The 22,283-nt window shown below is 61.0% G+C and carries 21 protein-coding genes and 1 tRNA gene; 15 read left to right on the forward strand and 7 right to left on the reverse strand.

The window, feature by feature from the left end; genetic code table 11:
• Positions 1 to 202: 202 nt before the first annotated feature.
• Positions 203 to 697: a cytochrome P460 family protein gene (locus H7688_RS14335; protein WP_183361843.1), complete on the forward strand. Its 495-nt coding sequence runs from the start codon at positions 203 to 205 to the stop codon at positions 695 to 697.
• An 86-nt stretch (positions 698 to 783) separates the two neighbouring features.
• Here H7688_RS14335 and H7688_RS14340 read toward each other — a convergent pair whose 3' ends face one another.
• Positions 784 to 1,701, reverse strand: a complete 918-nt coding sequence (locus H7688_RS14340; RefSeq protein WP_183361844.1) for a LysR family transcriptional regulator — start codon at positions 1,699 to 1,701, stop codon at positions 784 to 786.
• 296 nt (positions 1,702 to 1,997) lie between these two features.
• On the opposite strand from H7688_RS14340, the gene extH reads away from it, so the two are divergent.
• From extH to extS, 8 genes are all read left to right on the forward strand, one after another.
• Positions 1,998 to 3,269 (forward strand): selenite/tellurite reduction operon rhodanese-like protein ExtH, encoded by a 1,272-nt coding sequence (gene extH, locus H7688_RS14345; RefSeq protein WP_183361845.1) that lies wholly within the window; start codon positions 1,998 to 2,000, stop codon positions 3,267 to 3,269.
• Positions 3,270 to 3,334: 65 nt separating this feature from the next.
• On the forward strand, positions 3,335 to 4,549 hold the full coding sequence (gene extI / locus H7688_RS14350; protein ID WP_183361846.1) for a selenite/tellurite reduction operon porin ExtI: 1,215 nt from the start codon (positions 3,335 to 3,337) through the stop codon (positions 4,547 to 4,549).
• Between the two features lie 208 nt (positions 4,550 to 4,757).
• Positions 4,758 to 6,617 carry a selenite/tellurite reduction operon c-type cytochrome ExtM gene (extM, locus tag H7688_RS14355; RefSeq protein ID WP_183361847.1) on the forward strand — a complete coding sequence of 620 codons (1,860 nt, stop codon included), beginning with the start codon at positions 4,758 to 4,760 and terminating at the stop codon, positions 6,615 to 6,617.
• Positions 6,571 to 7,848, forward strand: coding sequence for a selenite/tellurite reduction operon b-type cytochrome iron-sulfur cluster-binding subunit ExtO (extO, locus tag H7688_RS14360; protein ID WP_183361848.1), 1,278 nt, complete (start codon positions 6,571 to 6,573; stop codon positions 7,846 to 7,848). The genes extM and extO overlap by 47 nt, the downstream gene beginning before the upstream one ends.
• Positions 7,803 to 8,195 (forward strand): QcrA and Rieske domain-containing protein, encoded by a 393-nt coding sequence (locus H7688_RS14365; RefSeq protein ID WP_183361849.1) that lies wholly within the window; start codon positions 7,803 to 7,805, stop codon positions 8,193 to 8,195. Before extO ends, H7688_RS14365 begins: the two co-directional genes overlap by 46 nt.
• Before the next feature lie 30 nt (positions 8,196 to 8,225).
• The gene (locus H7688_RS14370; protein ID WP_183361850.1) at positions 8,226 to 8,846 is read left to right on the forward strand and encodes a cytochrome b N-terminal domain-containing protein; all 621 of its coding nucleotides are present in this window, start codon (positions 8,226 to 8,228) and stop codon (positions 8,844 to 8,846) included.
• Positions 8,843 to 9,259, forward strand: coding sequence for a selenite/tellurite reduction operon b-type cytochrome membrane protein ExtQ (gene extQ / locus H7688_RS14375; protein ID WP_183361851.1), 417 nt, complete (start codon positions 8,843 to 8,845; stop codon positions 9,257 to 9,259). The genes H7688_RS14370 and extQ overlap by 4 nt, the downstream gene beginning before the upstream one ends.
• Positions 9,235 to 10,032, forward strand: coding sequence for a selenite/tellurite reduction operon c-type cytochrome lipoprotein ExtS (gene extS / locus H7688_RS14380; RefSeq protein ID WP_246329815.1), 798 nt, complete (start codon positions 9,235 to 9,237; stop codon positions 10,030 to 10,032). Before extQ ends, extS begins: the two co-directional genes overlap by 25 nt.
• 10 nt (positions 10,033 to 10,042) lie before the next feature.
• Here the strand turns inward: extS and H7688_RS14385 are convergent, their stop codons facing one another.
• The 3 genes from H7688_RS14385 to H7688_RS14395 all read right to left on the reverse strand — a co-directional run bounded on the left by H7688_RS14385 (position 10,043) and on the right by H7688_RS14395 (position 13,894).
• Positions 10,043 to 10,951, reverse strand: a complete 909-nt coding sequence (locus H7688_RS14385) for an MCP four helix bundle domain-containing protein (RefSeq protein WP_183361852.1) — start codon at positions 10,949 to 10,951, stop codon at positions 10,043 to 10,045.
• 287 nt (positions 10,952 to 11,238) lie between these two features.
• Complete coding sequence (locus H7688_RS14390; protein WP_183361853.1) at positions 11,239 to 11,859, reverse strand: TetR/AcrR family transcriptional regulator; 621 nt, start codon at positions 11,857 to 11,859, stop codon at positions 11,239 to 11,241.
• A gap of 52 nt (positions 11,860 to 11,911) precedes the next feature.
• On the reverse strand, positions 11,912 to 13,894 hold the full coding sequence (locus tag H7688_RS14395; protein ID WP_281379484.1) for a PAS domain-containing hybrid sensor histidine kinase/response regulator: 1,983 nt from the start codon (positions 13,892 to 13,894) through the stop codon (positions 11,912 to 11,914).
• Positions 13,895 to 14,033: 139 nt separating this feature from the next.
• Between H7688_RS14395 and H7688_RS14400 the strand changes: the two genes are divergently transcribed.
• Positions 14,034 to 14,660: a TetR/AcrR family transcriptional regulator gene (locus tag H7688_RS14400; RefSeq protein ID WP_183361854.1), complete on the forward strand. Its 627-nt coding sequence runs from the start codon at positions 14,034 to 14,036 to the stop codon at positions 14,658 to 14,660.
• A gap of 215 nt (positions 14,661 to 14,875) precedes the next feature.
• Here H7688_RS14400 and H7688_RS14405 read toward each other — a convergent pair.
• The 3 genes from H7688_RS14405 to H7688_RS14415 form a co-directional block, all read right to left on the reverse strand.
• Positions 14,876 to 14,950: transfer RNA gene (locus H7688_RS14405), tRNA-Cys, on the reverse strand.
• 94 nt (positions 14,951 to 15,044) lie between these two features.
• Positions 15,045 to 15,611, reverse strand: a complete 567-nt coding sequence (pgsA, locus tag H7688_RS14410) for a CDP-diacylglycerol--glycerol-3-phosphate 3-phosphatidyltransferase (protein ID WP_371873181.1) — start codon at positions 15,609 to 15,611, stop codon at positions 15,045 to 15,047.
• Positions 15,612 to 15,652: 41 nt separating this feature from the next.
• Positions 15,653 to 16,249: a lytic transglycosylase domain-containing protein gene (locus H7688_RS14415; protein WP_371873182.1), complete on the reverse strand. Its 597-nt coding sequence runs from the start codon at positions 16,247 to 16,249 to the stop codon at positions 15,653 to 15,655.
• Between the two features lie 197 nt (positions 16,250 to 16,446).
• Here H7688_RS14415 and nadB point away from each other — a divergent pair, with 197 nt between their 5' ends.
• The 5 genes from nadB to xerD are packed head-to-tail and all read left to right on the forward strand — an operon-like array spanning position 16,447 to position 22,119.
• Positions 16,447 to 18,042, forward strand: a complete 1,596-nt coding sequence (gene nadB / locus H7688_RS14420) for an L-aspartate oxidase (protein WP_183361857.1) — start codon at positions 16,447 to 16,449, stop codon at positions 18,040 to 18,042.
• A gap of 8 nt (positions 18,043 to 18,050) precedes the next feature.
• Positions 18,051 to 18,326, forward strand: a complete 276-nt coding sequence (locus tag H7688_RS14425) for a chorismate mutase (RefSeq protein ID WP_183361858.1) — start codon at positions 18,051 to 18,053, stop codon at positions 18,324 to 18,326.
• A gap of 14 nt (positions 18,327 to 18,340) precedes the next feature.
• On the forward strand, positions 18,341 to 18,550 hold the full coding sequence (locus H7688_RS14430; protein WP_183361859.1) for a hypothetical protein: 210 nt from the start codon (positions 18,341 to 18,343) through the stop codon (positions 18,548 to 18,550).
• Positions 18,551 to 21,241 (forward strand): [protein-PII] uridylyltransferase, encoded by a 2,691-nt coding sequence (gene glnD / locus H7688_RS14435; RefSeq protein WP_183361860.1) that lies wholly within the window; start codon positions 18,551 to 18,553, stop codon positions 21,239 to 21,241.
• Positions 21,241 to 22,119, forward strand: a complete 879-nt coding sequence (gene xerD / locus H7688_RS14440) for a site-specific tyrosine recombinase XerD (protein WP_183361861.1) — start codon at positions 21,241 to 21,243, stop codon at positions 22,117 to 22,119. Before glnD ends, xerD begins: the two co-directional genes overlap by 1 nt.
• The last annotated feature ends 164 nt before the right edge of the window (positions 22,120 to 22,283 follow it).

Genomic DNA, 22,283 nt, shown 5'->3' on the forward strand with positions numbered 1-22,283 from the left:
ACTTCATTCATCTTCCCGTCGCGGATTCCTGAATCAACACGTGCAACAGTATAAGCCTGATTGGGCGAAAGATAACAGTTACTGTCATAGGCGAAACTTTGGCATCCTCTCATTGCGGTTCACATATTCTCTGCTAAAGTAAACCGGCCTGACTTTGAGAGAACACTCCACCATGACATTTGCCCAGAACAAGGAGGATGCTATGCCGAAAGCGTTACTGACTGTACTAGCCCTGGTGCTGCTGGCAGGATGGGCGCCTGCCGCCAATCTGCCGGTTGCTCCCAACGGGATCGCGTTGTACCCGGACTACATGTCCTGGAAGGCGGTCGCTCCCTCTTACCGGGAGGATAAGGGGCACATTCGGCTGATTACCGGAAACGAGGTTGCCCTGGCAGGGATGCGTGCCGGGAAGAACCCGCTCCCCGATGGCAGCGTCCTCGCCAAGGTGGCCTGGAAAGCGGTGAAACACCCGGCCTTCCCGGTGGCCACGGAGCCTGGCGAGTTCGTCCAGGTGGAGTTCATGGTGAAGGATGCCAAGAAGTACGCGGCCACCGGCGGTTGGGGCTTCGCCCGCTTCGTCGGCAAGGACCTGAAACCATATGGCAAGGATCCCGGCTTCGTGGCCGAGTGCTTTGGCTGCCACACGCCGGTCGCCGCCAAGGACTACCTGTTCACCTCCCTGCCGTCCGTTCCTTAGGCACCTCCCGCACCCGAACCCTGTTGCAGTGTGAAATAAAAAAAGCCCGCAGATTGCGGGCTTTTTTGCGTCCGGAGGCGCTGTGGTTACGCGCCGGCCCCGTTCGGGGGCTCCAGGCCGAACTCGGCGAACAGGGATTTGAGCAGGGCGCGGTGCTGTTCGCTGAGCTCCTGGTGGGCCAGGATCATGGTACGCGGGCGCTGGTGCAGGAAGTTCTCGATGTAGTGGCAGCGAAGTTCTCCGGAGGCAAGCTCGCGTTTGACCAGCGCCTTCGAGACGAAGCTGATCCCCTTGCCGGCCGCCACTTCGCCGACGATGAAGGAGAAGTCGTCGAAGTACACGATGCCGGAGAATTCGGACCAGTCGCGCCCCGACAACCGGAGGTTCTTGTCGATGAAGCGCCGGGCGCAGCCGTTCTCGGTTTTCAGGTAGAGACGCTGGCCACGCAGCGCGTCGAGCGGGGTCTGGCCGGAGGGGATGCCCAGGTCAGGCGCACTGATGAAGACCACCTCGTCGTCGGGGAGCGGGTAGCAGATGCGCCCCATGAGGTCGATCTCGTCGCAGTGCTCGATGAGCGCGAGGTCGAAGCGGCGGTTGTCGATCCCCGCCAGGGCAACCTCAGGCATGGCGAAGACGCAGTTGAGATCGACGGTTTCGGCGTGTGCGGAGGTAAAGGAGGCCAGAGCCTTGGGGAGCCGGTCGACGCCGACGGAGGGGGTGGAACAGAAGGAGATCTTGCGCTTGGCCTTGGCGGGATCCAGACCGCGCAGGAACTCCTGCTCCAGGTCCAGCATCTTGCGCCCTTTCTCGATCAGGAGACGGCCGGCCGGGGTGGGGGTGAGTGCGCTGCCGTTACGCTCCAAAAGAGGGTGGCCGATGACCTCTTCCAGCTGCTTGATGCGGCGCGAGACCGCCGATTGGGTGACGAACAGTACGCTTGACGCCTTGGTGATGTTGCCAAGTGCCGCAACCTTCAAGAAGGTTTTCAGAAGTAGAAGATCCACGCTGACGCCCCCTGCTGCAGTTCCTCATGCGGATTTAGCATTCCAATTATGCAAATTATTCATTTATTGCTTATGTCAAAAACTTTGTAAGATTGCAATTAAAAAAGCCCAGAGAACATCCTAATGAGGAGCTGATCGAACCACCGATCCGGTATCGGGGGGACCTCTTGCAGTGCCAGGAGAGGTCAGGCTCGCGGGCCCGGTGCGGTGTGCGACCCAGAAGGAGGTGCGACGCCAGGAATTCTCATCCGCTGCAGCGCAGGAACTTGTTCACTACATTGTTTTGAGGAGGCGTTATGTCGGAAAGAACGAAGGTCGCGAGCAGGTGGCTTATGGCCGGACTGCTCACCGTGCTCACCGTTGCGGTACTTGCCTTGTACGGCTGCGGCACCAAAGGGTATGACACCCCGACCCAACCGGTGTCGGTAACCAAGCAGACTCCCACGGCCCTGATCGATGCGGCCACCCTGAAAACCTGGAGCGACAACGGCTTCATCAACCAGAACAGCTCCCCGGTTGACAAGGTCGTGGTGCTGGAGGTAACCAGTCCGGCGGCCTATGCGACGTCCCACATCCCGGGATCGCTTTTGCTTGACTCCACCAACAACGTGGATCTCACCATGACCCGCCTCGAAGGGGTCGCACCGATCTCCACCATGGTCCCGACCGGTTCGGTGATGGACGACATCATCCAGCGCACCGGTATCGACAGTAAGACCACCGTGGTCTTCTCGGTCAGCAAGGGGGGGAGCTTCCTGAACACCGCCCGGGCCTACTTCACCTTCCGCTACTGGGGCTTCTCGAAAGACCGCCTGAAGGTGTTAAACGGCGGCGACAACGCCTGGGAAGATGCCGGCAACACCCTGGTGACCGACGTCCCCGCGGTTACCCGCTCCAGCTACAGCGTGCGCACTACCGGGCTCAACTCGTCGCTCAGGGCCCCGGTGGGCGACATGATCAAGCTCGTCGACGACATCAACAAGGGGACCATCAGCACGACCAACGTCTCGATCGTCGACCTGCGCGGCGGCAGCCCCGCCACCTACGTCGCCAACGCCATCGTGGACGACTTCAACCGCTATGCCGACTTCCCGGGCGGCGTCACCACGAAGACCAAGGTGTTCCCGGCGAGCAGCGACCTGGTAACCCGGCTGAACGCCCAGGGGATCACCCAGGCCCGCACCATGAACTACGTCTACTGCGCCTCCGGTATGCGCGCCTCGACGCTCTTCCTGGTGCTGGACGGCGTGGTCGGCTGGCCGGTCACCCTGTACGACGGTTCCTGGAACCAGTGGTCCGCCTATGTGACCGCCAACAACGTCTCGGCCATCTGGCGCGTCGACGTGGTGACGCCGACCACCGCGATTAACAGGACCACCGGGACCCTCGCCGCCGGCACCTTGGCGCTCGACCCGGTATCCAACGCACTCTTCTCGTCGGTAACCGATCCGCGGGCCAACCAGATCAAGGTCGAGGACACCCAGTACATCAGCACCGGCACCACGAGTGGCGGCTCGACCAGCGGCGGTTCCGGGAGCTCTTCGGGGACTTCCGGCGGCGGCTGCTGACCCCGGTCTGAATGCACCAGTCCAGCAAAGGACGCGATCTTTTCCTATCAAAAGGAGTTGGCACTATGAGCGGATTGATAAAGACCATGACCCTGTCGGCGGCTGCGCTTGTGCTGCTGTCGGGTACTGCGATAGCGGGTCCCCAGATGACCTTCGGCCCCGATGACAAAGGGGTGCTGCAGCTCGATTACAAGGGGCAGTTCCAGATGACGGTGCGCGACACGGGTTCGGGCGCCAACAACGACGATACCACCACCAACTTCAACTTCCGGCGCAACCGCCTGGCCCTCATGGGGCGCTGGGGCGAGAACTTCAGCCTGTACGTGCAGACCGAGTTCGCCGAAGACCAGAACATCAACACCCTGGGGGTCGCGGACACCAACCAAGGGGCGGAGTTCCAGTTGCTGGACGCGGTGATGCGCTTCAACCTTAACGACAGCTTCAAGGTCAACGTCGGCAAGTTCAAGTACAACTTCAACCGCGAGAACCTGGAAGCCTGCGAGATGCCGCTTACCCTGGATCGCTCGCTCTTCATCCGCGCCCCCTATGTCACCACCCGCGACACCGGCGTGGCGGTCTGGGGGAACCTTTTCCAGGACATCTTCCAGTACCGGGTGGATGTCATGGAAGGGCGCAAGGCGGTCTCCGGCAACACCGCTCCGGCCAGCGACTTCCGCTACTCGGCGCGCGCTCACGTAACCCTGCTCGATCCGGAAAAGGAGTACGGCTACAAGGGGACCTACCTGGGCGAGAAGAAGGTGCTGACGGTAGGTGGCGCCTACCAGTTCGAGCCGAACGTCGCCTATGCGGACACCGTGGCACGGACCGGCAAGAGCGATTACCGCGGTTGGACGGTGGACGGCTACTTCGAATACCCGGTAGCCGGCATGGGCACCGTCACCGCCTCGGCGGCCTACGAGGACGTCGACCTTGACGACGCCTACAAGGGGAACAACCCGGATCTCCTCTCCGTTGGGTTGAACGGCCAGAAAAACGGCTGGTACGTGAAAGGGGGCTACCTGCTGCCGAACCTGCCGCTGCAGTTCTTCGGCCGTTTCGAGAAGTGGCGCTTCGCCCAGTTGAACAACATCTACGACCAGCAGGTCGACTGGTACGGTATCGGCGCCAACTACTACCTGCGGGGCCAGAACCTGAAGCTTACCGCCGAGTTCAGCCATACCGACTTCGACAAGGAAGCGACCGCGAGCGGCCTGCAGGGGAGCAACCTGAGAAGCAAGGACTTCAACACCTTCATCGCCCAATTGCAGCTCATCTTCTGATCCAGGTCCGGCAGGGTGCCGGTACTTTTTAATTGCAGCAGGTACAGGAATTGAAGCTCCCTGTATCACCTCCTTCCATGTCATGGCCGACGGAGCCCGCCGTCGGCCACTTTTTTGTCTGTATATATTCCGGAATGTGAATGAAAGAGCTTGGTTAACGTGAAGTTTTTTACTATAGTAGCCGCACCTCAAGACAGTCCCGGAGACCATGCGTCCAGCGAACCTCATCAAGAACCGCGCGTTATTACTCTGGCTGGGAGTCGTGCTGGCACTGTCCCTGTCCGGCTGCCAGGTCCGGGGTACCGATACAACGGGGTGCGAGCGCTGCCACAGCCGGATCGAGCGGGTCTCGGCGAGCCATCCCGGCTGCATCTCCTGTCACGGCGGGAACCCGAAGGCGGGCGAGGCCGCCGTTGCCCACCAGGGGATGTTCGGCCCGAAGAACCCGGCGAGCCCCGAGCACTGGGAGAAGACCTGCGGCGCCTGCCACCGCTACCAACTGGGGCGGATGCAGGCGAACCTGATGTACACCGCGACGGGGATGATCAAAAACACCCAGCTCACCTGGGAGGGGTGGGACGAAAAGCTCTACAGCAGCAGGGGGGGGGTGGTCTACGATCCGAAGGGGAACAAGCTCGCCCTCAAACCGGTGGCCGAACTCGACAACCTCTCGGGTGAGCTCTACCGGAAGTTCTGCTCGCAGTGCCACGTGGGGCAGGGGACCGGCGACGTCTACGCCTCAAGCCACGGCTCCGGGTGCGCCGCCTGCCATTTTCCCTTCAACGACGAGGCGAGCTACCAGGGGAAGGATCCCACCATGAGGGGCAAGAGCCCCTACTCGGCGAGTCACGCCCTGGAGCCCTTGCCGGGGAACCAGGTCTGCGCACGCTGCCACAACCGCAGCGGCCGCATCGCGCTCTCCTACCAGGGGCTCTACGACGGTAACAACTCGCTGGTGCCGACCCGCCACGGCTCGCCGGGTCCCGTGCTCCTAAGCGGCCTGCGCAACGCGGTGCACATCGCCCCGGACGTCCACGCCGCCGCCGGCATGGACTGCATCGACTGCCATACCTCCCGGGACCTGATGGGGGACGGCTACGCCTACCAGAACATGAACCTGCAGACCGAGATCGCTTGCGAGGACTGCCACGGGGGGGCCCGGCCGCCGCGCTACCGCGAGGTGGTTCGCGAAAACGACGAGGCGCTCAGGGAGTCCAAGAACTACCGGATGCAGATGCGGCCGGGGATGAAGCTGGTGCTGACCGCCAAGGGACGCAGCTATTCCAACGTCTTCTATAAGGACGGCACCGTGTACGTTTTGGGCAAGCGTAGCGGCAAGCTGTTCAAGAGCAAGGTGATCACCGGCACCGCCGAGCATAGCATCGTCGGGCATGGTCGCCTGGAGTGCTACGCCTGCCACTCGCGCACGGTGGTGCAGTGCTACGGCTGCCACACCCGCTACGACAAGACGGTCAAGGGTATGGACTTCATCAAGGGGCGCGAGACCCCGGGGCGTTTCAGCGAGACCGAGGACTACCGGATGCTCTACCCCTTCCCGCTGGCCCTGAACCAGCGCGGCAAGGTCTCCACCGTGACCCCCGGCTGCCAGACCTTCGTCACGGTGGTGGAACCTGACGGGACCCTGTCCAAGAACGAGTACGTGGCCCGCTTCAAAGGAAAGCAGCAACTGCGCTTCGCCCCGTTCTTCTCGCACAACACCGGGAAGAGGGCGGTGGGGTGCGTGGAGTGTCACGGCAACCCCGCCTTCCTCGGCTTCGGTCAGCACGTGGTTGCCGGCGGCGACATCTACGGGACGCTCATCTGCGAGCAGTCGGCCGACAAGCCGCTGGACGGCTTTCTCACCCTGCAGGACGGCAGGGTGCGGGCCTATTCGGCAATCACCCGGGAAAACTCGCGCCCCCTGAACGGGCGCGAGGTGCGGCGCACCCTGGCGGTCAATACCTGCCTGGTCTGCCACGGCACGGCGAGTGACCCGATCTATCGAAAGGAACTTAACTATCGTGCGTTGGATGATGCTGTGCATCGCCGCCTGCTGGCTCGCCCTTAGCGCGACGCCAAGCCGGGCCGGGGAGAACTGCAAGGTCTGCCACCGGGTGACCCTCGAGGGGGTGCACGCGCGGCTTTCCTGCCTCTCCTGCCACCTGAGCGAGAGCGCCACGCTGGCAAACCCCGCTGCGGCCGCCGGAGGTGCCGTCGGCTGCGCCGGTTGCCACAAGGGGTACGCTCGGCTCTTCGAGCACGCCATGGGGACCAGGGACAAGGAGCGGCGCTTCGTGGAGGGAAGCATCGGCAGGTTCGACGCCGGTTTCTTCGAAAACCGCTGCGGCTCCTGCCACCTCGCCGGCTGCACCGACTGCCACGGCGGCAGCGGTCACCGGGTGGCGCGGGCCAGCGACCGCAGCTGCTTTGCCTGCCACCGCGGCTACTTCGTCGGGACCGACTACTACGGCATGGCGCCGCGCGAGGACAGCCTGCGCTACCAGCGCGGTGAGCAGGCCTACGGGCAGAGCTTCCTGAAGATGACCCCCGACGTCCATGCCGAGGCCGGTCTTAGCTGTGCCGCCTGCCACAGCATGGCGAGCCTCGTCGCCGGTGCAAAGTCCTCCAAGGGGTGCCTCGACTGCCACCGGGTCAACACCAAGGTGGTGGAGCACCGGATCGCGGCGCATCTCGAGAAGATGGAATGCTACGCCTGCCACTCCGCCTGGGCCGCCCAGGAGTACGGCACCTTCTGGCTCCGTTTCACCGACAGCAGCATCCAGGAGGATTTCGAGGTCAAGGAGAACGCTGGGAACTACGTGAAGAGTGCCTACCTGCGCAAGCAGGACGCGCCGCCCCTGGGGATCAATGCCGCCGGCAAGGTGAGCCCGATCCGTCCCCAGTTCCTGCTCTATTTTTCCGAGATCCTCAATGACCGCCCGGTCGGCTCGTGGTCCAGGGGGAGTGCTGACCTCCTGGAAAACCGCCTGCTGGCCGCGCAGTGGAAGGCCTTTTTCCCGCACACCATCCGGCGGGGCACGGTCATGTGCGAAGGGTGTCACGATACCCCGCGCCGCTACCTGCTCGAACCGCCACAGGACCGGATCTACCAGCTGCAGGCTGACGGGATGACCCTGGCGTCCTTTTGGGAGCGCTCCGGGCAGCGGGTGGTGAACGGGGACTTTCTCCCCATGGCGCGCTACCAGCGGGTAACGGCCAGAACCAAGGAATACCAGAGGGCGTACCTGGAAAAATGGCAACAACTGATCACACACGTCGAGGCTTCCTCGTCACCCTGATCGCGGCCCTGGCGGGAGCCGCTGCCCTGGGGCGCTACCTGAGCCCAGCGTTGCGGCAGAAACGGGAACTGCTCAAGGTGGCCAAGGCGGATCTGCCGCCCCAGGGGGCACTGGTTTACCGCGAGGAGCGGGTGGCCCTCATGAGGGACGGGGAGCGCGTCTATGCGCTGAGCCTCGTCTGTACCCACCTGGGGTGCACCGTCGCGGTGACGCCGGGGGACATCGTCTGCCCCTGTCACGGCAGCAGTTTCGATCGCGAGGGGCGCGTCCTCAAGGGGCCGGCCGACCGAGCGCTGCAGCGGCTGGTGGTGGAAGACCGTGGTGATTTTTTCCACGTGCTGGTGTAAGGCCCGAAGCGGGATCCAACCGGAGGTTTCTTGCTCAACGAATTTCTCAGCCATCTCTTTCCGCGGGTCGTTTTAAAGCGCAACCTCACCATCTCCTATACCTTCTGTCTGGGCGGCCTCGCCTTCAGCGCCTTCCTTTTGCTCCTTTGCTCCGGGATGCTGTTGCTCTTCTATTACCAGCCCGGACCCGAGAAGGCCTACGGTTCGATTCTTCTATTGGAAAGCTCGGTCTGGGGCGGGCGCTACCTGCGCAGCCTGCACCGGCTCTGCTCCCACCTGCTCCTCGTCCTGCTCATGCTGCACACCCTGCGCGTGGTTTTAACCGGCGCCTACCAGAAACCGCGCCAGCTGAACTGGGTCATCGGTTGCCTGCTGTTGCTGCTCTGCGTCTTCGAGGCCTACACCGGATACCTGCTCCCCATGGACCAGCTGGCGCTCTGGGCGACCCAGACCGGGATGGAGCTTCTGGCTACCTTTCCCTTTGGGCCCCTTTTACGCGGCATCCTGGTGCCCGACGGCATAGGGCATCCCATGTCGCTGTTGCGTTTCTACGCGCTGCACATCATGCTGGTCCCACTGTCCGTGCTGGGGCTGAGCTTCCTGCATTTTTACCGGATCCGGAAAAATAAGGGGGTACTTCCCTACCTATGACCCGCGGCTACTTGAAAAGCTCCCCGTACTTCTTCCGGATCATCAAGATCGCCTGGCTGCTCGCAACTATCCTGTTGCTGGTCCTGGCCGCCCTTTGGCCGGCGCCACTGCAGGAACCGGCGGACCTGGCGCGCGTCCCGAACCCTGTCAAGTCAGCCTGGTTTTTACTCTGGATCCAGGAAGTGGTGAGCTATTCGAAGTACCTCATCTACGCCGTCCTCGCTGTGGCGCTCGGGATGATCCTGCTCCCGTGGCTCCCCGGTCAGCAAAAGAGCGACCAGGCCTCCTGGCTCGGTACGGGGCACCTTCGCATTGCTGTCGCTTCCCTGGTCACCTTCGCCGCCGTGCTGCTCCTGACGGTCATCGCCGGGTACTTCAGAGGTGAGAATTGGGCTTTCGTTCTGCCGTTTTAGGCCTGATAGGCGCGCTGCTGGTCCTGGTCCCCGCTGCGGTGGAGGCTGCCCGGCCCAGTTGTCTTAGGTGCCACAGGGCGCACTACACCCACCTCGGCAGCTGTGAAACGTGCCATCGGGGTGATGGGCGCTCCGACCGCCTCTCCATCGCGCACCGCGACCTGGTACGCGGCAGGTACGCCTGGTCCGCCCTGGCCGGTTCGCCACCGCTGGTGCGCGGCGAAAAGCTCCTGGAACTCTTCGCCTGCCGCCGCTGCCACACCCTTGCCGGAAAAGGGAACCATCTGGCAGGCGATCTGGACCGGCTGGGAAAATCGGCGACCACCGGGCAACTGGTGCGGGCCATCCGGAGCCCCGCCTTTTTCATGCCGGATTTCCAGGTCCCCGAGCAGCAGGTCGATGACCTCGTGGTCGCCATTCTCGCCGGCGCGCGGAAAGGGGATAGGGGAGGGAAAGAAGCACCCCAGCTAGTGCACTTCGAGCGGAAACGGGGCGAGCAGAGTGTTTTTCAAAAACAGTGCGGCCCTTGCCATAAGGCACTGACCGCAACATGGGGCGGCTTGGGGAGAGGAAATATCGGCCCAAACCTCTCCGGGCTCTTGAGCAAGTTCTATCCGAAGACCTGGCAGCAAGGAGAGCGCTGGACGCCGGATTCCCTCAGAAAATGGCTGGAAAATCCGCGTGCTCACCGGCCGGTCACCCAGATGCAGCCGCTTCTAGTGAAGAAGGATGAAATCGAGCGGCTGCTGGCAGAAATGCAACCCGGCAGGTGAGGGCACTGTTTTAGGCTTTACATAGGTTCATCCCGCAATTCCGGGAAGGTAGCATCCCCCCTCCCTTGACGGGAGGGGGCAGGAGGGTGGGTGAAGCTGCCATGAGCTCGGAGTAGGCGACTTCCCCCTCACCCTGCCCCTCTCCCGCAAGGGGAGAGGGGACTCGTTTTTCTTTGCTCACTACCGTACACCGGGCGCCAAGGAACCCGTCGGCAACTCTGCGCAGGGTGGCGAAGACCTCTTTAAGTGGACCCACCACCGAATTGGTGATGAGAAAGCCACCAACGAAGGTGCCAAGCGCCACAAAGAGGATGATGGCGAGCATGATCCTTCGCGTGTGCTGAAAATCCGCTGCGCTGGCCTTGCGAACATCGACACCTTCTTTCAGGTGGGCATCCACCAGCTCTGCAACCAACTTCGCAGGCTTTTGGTAGAGCGGTGCGAGCTGTCCGGTGGCAAAACTGACAGCTTCATCGAGCGCCTCTGCACTCACGGCGCGCTGGATCGCAGCTGCCTTTTCGGCCAGTATCTTTCCCTGGTCGACGTACTTCTCAAAGAGCGCACGAAAATCTTGTATCTTGCGGCGCTCCGAAGGCTCGATATCGCATTTTTCGTAGAATTGGACGCCTTTTCGGACCGCAGCTGCGCGGCTTTCGAAATCCTCGGTTTTTTCTTTTGCCTTGGCGGTATCTTTCAAGGACAGGAGGTAGACCAGATCCAGCCGCATGGTCAAGAATTCGTTTTTCAAATCCTGCAGCACGGCAGTCTGGGTTATGCCGTCACTCAGGGTCTGCTCCTCCTGGTTCATCCTCGAGAGGTTGATCATCCCGATGCTGCCAACCAGTACCAGTCCCAAGCAACTTATCATTACCAGTGTCATCATCTTCGTTCTTACTTTTAGATCGCCCCAGAAGTTCATGCGCATCCCTCCGTTGAATTTGCCGTATAAGCAGCAGGTGTCCGTTGCCTGTACGGTCACGCGATGCAAAACGATTGGGTTGGACTGCCGTTGTACTGCGCGAGGTATGTTCCCTTGGTCGAATTTGCGGCAGTTACCTGAGGTGGGCATCGTCAAATTATGGGCTTTTGATCGGTTACGGGAGGGTGGGCTTAAGGTGAATCAGTCGCTGTGGGCGAAGAAATTCGTAGAAGTGTTAGGGGGAAATGGAGGGCGGGTGGGAAATAACTGTACCTACCTGGTGGGGATCAGGTGCTATGACAAGGTTCCGTGCAGGTCCTCGCCTTGATTCCCGGTCTAAGCAGGGCGAGGATATCCCTGGCATCTATAGGATCTCTACTTCCAAGCACCGGGCTCTGCTGGGAATGGATGTCCGAGTAAATACCTATGCAGTTAATCGTCGTGGAAATGATGTGCGCCATGGCCTCAGGGTCGATTTTGTCAGTTATGTCCCCCTGCCTCATCCCGTCATCGAGAATTTTCATCAGGCACTGTTTTGATTTCAGGACGAGGGGTTTCAGGTGGGTTTCATAATACCCGCTGGGCGACATCAGCTCTCTCAGGTAGATTTTCGAGAAATGCGGGGAGGTCCTGTGCCTGTCGAGTGCCCAGATGACGTACTTTTCCAGCCGTACCAGTGGGCTTGACTTGTCTGCCGCCAGTCGTCGGATCGCTGAATAACAGGAAAACTGCTTTCGTAAAACCTTCTGGTACAACCCTTCTTTGCCACCGAAATGGTAGGTGATCATCGAGATGCTCGTATTGCATTTCCGGCAGATGTCCCGGACACTCACCTGGTTGTAGCCGTACTCCGCAAACATTTCGGTCGCCGCGGCGAGGAGCATTTCCTTGGTTGTCTGGGGAGCCATTGCGCCCTCCTTTACGCGAGATGTATCGATGAAACCGCGGCTAAATCCCGTTTCACATGCAGCTTTTGCTGACGATTTCCTTCAGGGCCGTGAGGGTATAGGGCTTCTGGATGAAACCGGCCAGCCCCTTGCCGATGAACCGTTGCGAAACTTCGTGTTCGTTGAAGCCACTGGACATGATCACCCGCGTCCCCGGTTTCAGTTGCTGCAGCTCGCGGTAGCACTGTTCGCCGTCCATGTGCGGCATGGTGAGGTCGAGGATGACGAACCTGAAACCCGGCTGTTCCTGGAAACGAAGCAGCGCATCCTTGCCGTCGCAGGCCGTCACCACCTCGAACCCGAGCTCCCTCAGCATGTCTGAGCCGATGGCCCGGACGGATTCCTCATCGTCTACCAGCAGTACTTTACCGGTGGCAGTCCAGGTGCTGGACATCTGGGCCCGGTCAAGAAGTTCCAGCTGCTTGGAACTGGCCGGGAAGATGACTTTGAAGCTGCTCCCCTTGCCTTGCTCGCTGTAGATCTTGATCCCCCCGTTATGTCCCCGGATGATCCCCAACACGGCGGACATCCCCAGGCCTCTCCCGGTGAACTTGGTGGTAAAGAAAGGGTCGAAGATCTTTGCCTTGGTCTCCTCGTCCATGCCGCAGCCGGTATCGGCGACCTCCAGGTACACGCAGAGGCCTTCCGGGATACTCTGATCGAGGCAAAGGTCCTGGAGGTACTGGCGGGTGCAGTCCATGCATCCCGTGGTAATCGCAATTACGCCGCTTTTTTCTCCGATAGCCTCCGAGGCGTTGATCACCAGATTCATGATGATCTGGCTGATCTGGGTGGCGTCGCCCTCGAACATCGGCAGCGGGTTGAACTGGTTGAAACGTAAGACCGCCTTCTTAGAGATGGATACTTCGAGCATGTGGATCATCTCTTCGATGAGGCGGTTTAAGTCAAGAAGCTCCAACACGAACTTCCCTCTGCCGGAGTAGGCCAGCATCTGGCGTGACAGGTCCGCCGCCCGAAAGGCTGCCGCGTGGATTTTCTGCAGGTTGTGCCGGACCGGCGACTCGATGGGGAGGCGTGCCTGGGCCAGGTCGGCGTTACCTATGATCGCCATCAGGATGTTGTTGAAGTCATGCGCGATGCCGCCGGCAAGAACGCCCAGGCTTTCCAGTTTCTGCACCTGCTGGATCTGTTGCTCGTGCTTTATGCGTTCCGCCATGGCTTGCTTGCGCTCGGTGACGTCGAGCATGACGCCGATGATTCCCCCGATTTCTCCGCTGGCCTGGGTGAACACGGTCTTGTGAAAGATCACACTACGTTCGATCCCCTTGGCATCCGGCATCACCCAGTCGTAAATCTGAATGCCCCTGGTCTGCAGTAAGGCACGGTCCATCTCGTCATATTTCCTGGCGATCTCGGGAGGTGCCATTTCGTACACGGTTTTCCCGACCATTTCCTGCCGGGTGATGCCTTTGAACTCCTCGTAGGCCCGGTTGCATCCGATGTACAGTCCCTGGGTGTTCTTATAAAAGACCGGGATGGGCATGATATTGATCAGGTCGTCAGCAAAAGACCAGGCGCCCGGGCCGTGGCCCATCTTTTGGCGGTTGGACAGATCCCGGAACACGGAGTGGATCAGTGGCTCGCCGGCCTGCCGAAGCGGGGTGGACACCATTTCGATGGGGATAGTGCTGCCATCCTGGAGCCGCACTTGGAAAGCACTGACAATGGACTCACCGTGGTCGGCGGTGCGCCAGCGCCGCGCGAGCTCTTCAGGGGTACAACCGTGGGCAAGTTCAAAGATCGAGCGCTCGATGAGCTTCGCCGGCAGGTAACCGGTAAGCCTGCAAAAGGCCTTGTTCGCAGTCCTGACGAAGCCCGAGATGTCGTTCATGATCGCAGCATCTGAGGCGTTCTCAAAGATCGTTTCGAGCCCCCTGGCCCGTTCCAGGCTGGGTTTTTTTACTTTTGCTGCGTAACGCACAACGCCGAAAGCCGCCAGGCCGAGGAGTAGGGGGGCTATGGTAATCGCATTCATCTGGTGTACCCGTTTCCGCTTGGTTCCCGTGAAATCTGCTTAAGAGTAACGTATGTTACGTTATTGATTTAAGCTCGACAAAACTAAACCACCTTGATATAAAAATGCAAACAAAATTTCGGTGGGAGGATGAGCCGCAATGAGGGTAAAGACGGACGCCAAGCGACGGGCCATTATAGAAGAGGCGGGGAAGGTCTTTAACGCGGTCGGTTTCGAGAGGGCTTCCATGGCGGAGATCTGCACCAGGGTGGGAGGGTCCCGGACCACCGTCTATAACTATTTCCCCTCGAAACAGGAGCTGTTCATCGCGGTGGTGATTGAGTCGGTTGCTGCTGAGTACGAAGCCGTGCATCAACCGTTCGAGGAGCAGGTTGAAGATGTCGGTGAGGCTCTGCGGTGCTACGGGGAGCGGTTCATCGCCCTGATCTACTCGCCCAAGATCGTGGTGACGCGGCACATGATGATCGCCCAGGCGAAGCATTCCAAGGCGGTGCACGAACTGTACGAGCAGGGGGCTTTGCGGTCCCAACAGCTGATAGCCCAGTTTCTTGAGCCGTTGATGGCGGCGGGCCGGCTCCGTCCGGCGGATCCGCTGATCGCTGCAAGCCACCTGATCAGTCTCCTGGAGACGGAGTTTCGCCACCTGCTGCTGTTAGACTCGCCGGAGGTGTTGAGTAACGAGGTGATCCGGGAGGGGACCAGGCGGGCCGTCGAGGTTTTCATGGGAGGGTACGGTGCGGCGCCGGTGCGTGGAAAGGACGACTGATCAGTTCCGGCTTCATATCAAGCTCTGACTATCAGGGGGATTCGGGTAGGGCGCGTTAGTCTTGGATCGGATCGACAGGGCAGGGGGAGGACGCTCCAGCACTGGGCTTGGCGAGGGGGCTCTAGGCGCCGGATACGCCTGGCAGTAGATGCCGCAGCAGGGGATACGGCAAAACAAAAGGGCTTACAGGAATCACCTGTAAGCCCTTATATTTTTGGAGGCGGCACCCGGATTCGAACCGGGGAATAAAGGATTTGCAGTCCTTTGCCTTACCACTTGGCCATGCCGCCGTTTCCTTCAGTGGAGCCGCGTTTATAACCCGATTCGGAGCAGCTGTCAACCTCAAAATTTGACTATCTGCCGCAAACCCCGCCGCGTACCAACCTACTTCACGATCACCCGCATGAACTTGTACAGGTAATCGACGCCGGACCAGATAGTTATGATGGTGGCGATCCAGAGGTAGAACATCCCGACGTTGTGCATGTTCACTACTAGCAGAGGATGGTCCACGGAAAAGAACCAGCGGTAGTCGTAGTGCAAGAGAAGACCGATGATGGCAACCAGCTGGAAGATGGTCTTGAACTTGCCGAGATTCGAAGCGGGAATCACGATCCCCTCGGTGGAGGCGATGCCGCGCAGACCGGTGATGATCATCTCGCGCCCAAGGATTACCAGCACCATCCAGGCCGGGACCCGGTCGAAGGGGAGGATCATGATGAGCGCCGCCATGACGATGAGCTTGTCGGCAATGGGATCCAGGAACTTCCCGAAGACGGTGACGATCCCCATGCGGCGGGCCAGGTAGCCATCGAGCCAGTCGGTGACCGAAGCGGCGGCGAAGAGGGCAGCCGCCCAGAAACAGGGGGTGCGCTCCGGTGAGAGGAGCAGGAGGCAGAGAAGGGGTATGGCCGCGATCCTCCCCATGGTGAGGATGTTGGGCAGGTTCATGACTTGCGGTGGTGCCGGATTCGACATGGAATAGTAGGCCTTTAACGGTAGTTATTTCGGTAGCTCAGCACCTTCGCTACGTACTGCTGGGTTTCGGGGTAGGGGGGGATGCCGCCGTATTTGGCCACCTTGGAAAGTCCCGAGTTGTAGGCGGCGAGCGCCAGGGACTCATTCCCCTTGAAGGTGTCCAATAGAAAACGGAGGTAGCGTACGCCGCCCCGGATGTTGTCCCCGGGATCCATGCTGTCGGCGACCTTGAGCCCCTTCGCGGTACTCGGCATGAGCTGCATGAGACCCTGGGCACCCTTGGAGGAGACGGCAGTCGGGTTGTACCCCGACTCGGCGTGGATCACCGCCTTCACGAGCGAGCTGTCCACCCCGAACTCGCGGGAGCAGGCCAGGATGATCGGCTCGAACTGCGCCGGGTCACGGGCGTAGCCGGGGAGCTTGAAGGCGGTCCGTAACTTCTTGTCCTTCTTGATGTCCCGCATGAACACTTTGAACCGCTTGTCCGTGGGGGCATCGGTGAAATGAAGGGTCCCGTCGGGATCCTCATAGCGGTAAATATCGGCGTGCGCTTGTACTGAAAACGTCAGCAGCGCCAGTATCAGCACGTGGGTGACGAGGTGTGCTCTCAAGTTGCAAAAACCTTCCTTTGGCATCGGGCAAAAAGCAGTGACGCCCTGAAGACATATAGACGAATTGCCGGATTTATTCAAGGCCTATTGTGTCAGTTTGGCCCGAAATGCCTTGACAAAAATCCGGGGGAGATCAATAATTTGCCAATTTTCTGAACGCCACAACCGTTATGTATACGGTTTAGATCGGGGGATGCATGAAGCTTGAAAGCGATTTTCTGGTGATCGGTAGTGGTATTGCCGGGCTCTCCTTCGCCCTGCAGGCTGCAGCCCACGGCAGCGTCGCCGTGGTCACCAAACGTGAGATAGCCGAATCGGCAACCAACTACGCCCAGGGCGGGATCGCCACGGTCTCCTCGGATGAAGATACCTTCGATGCCCACGTGCAGGATACCCTGGTGGCCGGAGCCGGTATCTGCCACGAAGACGTGGTGCGCATGGTGGTCGAGGAAGGTCCCCAGGTGATCAGGAACCTGATCGAGTGGGGGGTCCAGTTCACCATGAACGAGGGGGGCTACGACCTGACCCGTGAGGGTGGTCACAGTGCCCGGCGCATCCTGCACGCCGAGGACGTCACCGGCCGCGAGATCGAGCGCGCCCTGGTGGCGGCGGTTCGGAAGCACCCCAACATCACCATCTACGAAAATCACATCGCCATCGACCTGATCACCGAGGCAAAGGTTCTCAAAAAGCCGCTCAAGGAGAACCGCTGCCTGGGTGCCCACGTGCTGGACATCGACGCGGAGAAGGTGAAGACCTTTAACGCGCGCATCACGCTGCTCGCCTCGGGGGGCGCTGGCAAGGTGTACCTCTACACCTGCAACCCGGACGTGGCGACCGGCGACGGCGTCGCCATGGCTTACCGCGCCGGGGCCACGGTCGCCAACATGGAATTCATGCAGTTCCACCCGACGACCCTGTACCACCCGACCGCCCGCAGCTTCCTGATCTCGGAGGCGGTGCGCGGCGAGGGGGCCATCCTCAGACGGCGCGACGGCACCGCCTTCATGGAGCGCTACCATCACCTGAAAGACCTGGCGCCGCGCGACATCGTGGCCCGCGCCATCGACAACGAGATGAAGACCCACGGCGACGACTGCGTCTACCTGGACATCCGGCACCGGGGCGCCGAGTACATCACCCAGCGCTTCCCCAATATCTACCAGACCTGCCTCGAGTTCGGCATCGACATGACCCGCGATATGATCCCGGTGGTGCCGGCGGCCCACTACCTCTGCGGCGGGGTGGCGGTCAACGACGACGCCGAGACCGACGTGAAGCATCTCTACGCCATCGGCGAGGTCGCCTTCACCGGCCTGCACGGCGGGAACCGCCTGGCCTCCAACTCGCTTTTAGAGGCGGCGGTCTACGCCGGTCGCGCCTTCAAGCACTCCATCGAGGTGCTGAAGAGCGCGAGTTTTGACACCCCGGAAACCCCGGACTGGGACTGCGGCACGGCGACCAACTCCGACGAGATGGTGGTGGTCTCCCAGAACTGGGACGAGATCCGGCGCTTCATGTGGAACTACGTGGGGATCGTGCGCACCGACAAGCGGCTGGAGCGCGCCATGCACCGCATTGACCTGATCCAGCGCGAGATCGAGGAGTACTACTGGAACTTCATCGTGACCAGCGACCTCATCGAGTTGAGGAACATCGCTACCGTCGCGAAGCTGATCGTATCCTGTGCGCAGTTGAGGAAGGAGTCGCGCGGCCTCAACTACAACATCGATCACCCGGGTGTGGATGATGTCAATTGGCGTCGCGACACCTACTTAAAGAAAGGGTTCTAGAGGTTTTCATGACCATCGACGAGATCAGGGCAGAGATCGACCGGTTGGACTCCGAATTGTTGCGCATCTTCAACGAACGCGCTTCGCTCGCACTTAAGATCGGGGAGATCAAGAAGGGGCTCGATCTGCCGGTGTACGACCCGACCCGCGAAAAGCGCATCTTCCAGCGCATGGCCTCGGAAAACGGAGGGCCACTGGACGACCAGGCCATCGTGAGACTCTTCGAGAGGGTCATCGACGAGTCGCGCCGCCTGGAGCGCATCATGACCCGCGGCGATCACTAAAGGAGGATAGTTACGTGCTGATTGTCATGCGCAAGACGGCCGATATGGTGGACCAGGAAGAGATCAAGGCCTACCTCATCGACCGGGGTTTCGACATCCATCAATCTACGGGCGCCAACCGGGTCATCATCGGGGTGATCGGCGATACCGAGAGCCTGGACGTGGCCGACATCGAGAAGTTCTCCGGCGTGTTGCAGGTGGTAAGGATCGCAAAGGAAGAGTGAATGCGGCTCAACATCAACGGGTACCTCAGCGAGTCGCTCAAAGGTGACGGCAAAAGCTTCGAAGAGAAACGCGGCGCTTACCTGGCCGCTGCACGCGAGTTCCTCGAGCACTACCGCGAGGAGATGAAGCGCAGCCACCGGGAGGGGGACGACGGCATCCACGTGGTGCAGGCCATCACCGCGATGACCGACGCCCTGGTGGTGCGACTCTTCACGGCGCTCTCCGACGACTTCCAGATCAACGGGAAAACGGGCGAACTGGCCCTCGTCGCGGTAGGCGGTTACGGGCGCGGCGAGTTGAACCCGTACTCGGACCTGGACCTCATGTTCCTCTACAAGGGGAAGGATTCCAAGCGGGTCGAGGAGGTGGCGAACCGCCTGCTCTACTTCCTGTGGGACCTCCGTCTGGACGTGGGCTACTCGGTGCGCACCATTCCCGACTGCGTCGAGATGGCCAACGGCGACGTGACGGTAAAGACGGCCCTTTTGGATGCCAGGCTCCTGCACGGCAGCGAGAACCTCTTCGCCGAGCTGAAGAAGGTGATGGTGAGCCAGGTGCTCGCCAAGAGAAGTGACGCCTTCATCGCGGAGAAGATAACCGAGCTGAAGAAACGGCGCGAAAAGTACGGCTCGAGCGTCTACATCCTGGAACCGAACCTCAAGGAAGGGGAGGGGTGTCTGCGCGACCTGCATACCGCGATGTGGGTCGCCAAGGTGAAGTACAAGGTGGACGAACCGCGCGAGCTGGTCATCAAGGGGGTGCTCTCCGAGGAGGACATCGCCATCTACTACTCGTCGCTCAACTACCTGTGGCGCATCAGGAACGAGTTGCACTACCTGGCCGGCCGCAAGAACGACCAACTCACCTTCGACGCCCAGATCTCGCTGGCGCGCTTCTTCGGCTACGAGGACCGCGGCAAGGTGCTCGCCGTCGAGCAGTTCATGCAGGACTTCTACCTGCACGCCAACCGGGTCGAGCATTTCGCTTCGGTCTTGATCACCAAGTGCAGCCAGCGCGAGGAGGGGGCCCGCAAGTTCCTGGGCTACTTCACCCGGCGGCCGGTCGGCGAGGGGTTTTACGTCATGAAGGGGGAACTGGTGGTTCCCGACGAGGCGGTGATCCAGAAGGATCCCATCCGGCTCATGCGGATCTTCGAGTTCGCCCAGAAACAGGGGGTGGAGATCTCCGTTTCCACCAAGGGGCTGGTCCGCGACAACCTGGACCTGGTCAACGACAAGTTCCGCCGCTCCAAGGAAGCCCACACCTCCTTCTGCAACATCCTGCAGTCCGACAAGAGCGTCTATGAAACGCTGCAGCAGATGCATCACCTGGGCTTTTTGAACCGCTACATCCCCGAGTTCGAGCGGATCAACTGCAAGGTCCAGCACGACGCCTACCACATCTACACCGTCGACACCCATACCCTTTTTGCCGTAGAGGAGATCACCAAGCTCTGGCAGGGGGAGCACAAGGACGACCTGCCGCTGTTGACCCAGCTTGCCAAGGAGATCGACAAGCGCTGGCTGCTCCTTTTGGCGGTCATGCTGCACGATATCGGCAAGGGGGGCGGGGGCGGCCACGCGGAACTCGGCGCCGAGCTCAGCAAGACCATCGCGCGGCGCATGGGGCTCACCAAGGAGGACAGCGAGCGCCTGCAGTTCCTGGTGCGCCAGCACCTCCTGATGGCCCACATCGCCCAGCGCCGCGACCTGCACGACGAAGGGATGATCATCCAGTTCGCCCGCCAGATGGAGAAGAGCGAAAACCTGAAGATGCTCTACCTCTTGACCTATTCCGACATCAAGGCGGTCGGGCCGGACGTCTGGACCGAGTGGAAGGGGCTTTTGTTGCAGGAGCTCTACGAGAAGGCCTTCCAGGTACTGGAGCGCGGCGACTTCAAGCTGGAGGCCTCCGGCGACCGGGTGCGCCGCGTCAAGCGCGCGGTCTACGACCTGCTCATTAGCGACTTTCCCGCCCAGCCGATCAAGGACGAGCTGCAGGCGCTCTCCACGAGGCACCTGCTCTCCTATGCTCCGGAGATCATCGCCGGTCACATGAGGATCCTGCTCGGCCTCTCCAGCGAACATACCCTGGAGGTCAAACTCGGTCACGAGGTGGACAAGGGGTACACCAACTGCACCATCTGCACCTACGATATCCCGGGGCTCTTCTCCATGATCACCGGGGTGATGGCCGCCAACGGCATGAACATCCTGGGTGCCCAGATCCACACCAACAAAAACGGCAAGGTGCTGGACATCCTGCAGGTCAACTCTCCGCAGGGTTTCGTGATCACCGACGAGGGGCGCTGGTCGCGCCTGGAGTCCGACCTGCGCCAGGTGCTCAGAGGCGAGGTCAAGGTGGATGCCTTGGTCGCAAAACGGCACCGCCCCAGCATCCTCTCCGAGAAGGCGAAGCCGACCATGCCGGCACGGGTGGAGATCGACAACGAGGTTTCCGGCGATTACACCGTCATCGACATCTACGCCCACGACAAGGTGGGGCTGCTCTATGCGATCACCAGTACCCTGACCCGGCTCGGGCTCTACATCGGCGTCTCCAAGATCTCCACCAAGGTCGACCAGGTGGCCGACGTCTTCTACGTGAAGAACATCTTCGGGCAGAAGATCAGCGATGAAGAGAAGCTCAACGAGATCCGCCGGGAGCTCTTGGCAGCCATCGACAACTAGTGGATCAGTACCTCGACCTTTTTTTAAACTACCTCCTGGTGGAGAAGGGGGCCGCGGCCAACACCGTGGCCGCCTACAGCCGCGACCTCGCCCGCTACCTTTCCTATCTCGGTAACCGCACGCCCGATCAGATCCGCCCCAGCGACGTGGCGGGTTACCTGGCCCACCTGAAGAACCAGGGGATGGCGCCGCGCTCTCGGGCCCGCGCCCTTTCCGCCCTGCGCATGCTGCACCGCTTCCTGGTGGTCGAGGGGTACAGCGAGCTTAATCCCAGCTCCATCATCGAGGCGCCCAAGGGGGTGCACAAGCTCCCCGCCGTGTTGAATAACCGGCAGGTCGAAGCGCTCCTCGCCGCCGCCCGGGGGCCCGGAGCCATCGAGTTGCGCGACACCGCCATGCTCGAGCTGCTCTACGCCACGGGGCTCAGGGTCTCCGAACTGGTGGGGCTGTTGTTTTCCGAAGTGAACCTTTCGGCCGGGTACCTGATGACCCTGGGGAAGGGGAGCAAGGAACGGCTGGTCCCGATTGGTGAGAGCGCCTGCCAAGCGGTCCGCTGTTACCTCGAGGAGGCGCGCGAGGAGCTTTTGCGCGGCAAGGGGAGCGCCAACCTGTTCGTGAGCCGGTTGGGGGAGGGGATGACCCGCCAGGCCTTCTGGAACATCATCAAGAAGCGCGCCCTGCAGGCCGGCATCAACGCGGCGATATCCCCGCACACCCTGCGCCACTCCTTTGCCACCCATCTTCTGGAGAACGGCGCGGACCTGCGCAGCGTGCAGATCATGCTGGGTCACGCCGATCTCTCCTCGACCCAGATCTACACCCACGTGACCAGGGAGAGACTCAAGCGGTTGCATGGGGAGTTCCACCCGCGAGGGTAGGTGTGAGGCAGGGGCTAGGGGCTAGGGGCTAGGGGCTAGGGGCTAGGGACTAGGGACTAGGGACAAATGACCTTCCGCCCCACGGCGGGGGGGAGATCGGTATCGGTTGGGGGCGCAGGTAACGGCAGGCATGCCGGGTCAGATTATTCTTCACCCGACAGCCA

Source organism: Geomonas limicola, assembly GCF_014193675.1.
In the GTDB taxonomy this organism is placed as follows: domain Bacteria; phylum Desulfobacterota; class Desulfuromonadia; order Geobacterales; family Geobacteraceae; genus Geomonas; species Geomonas limicola.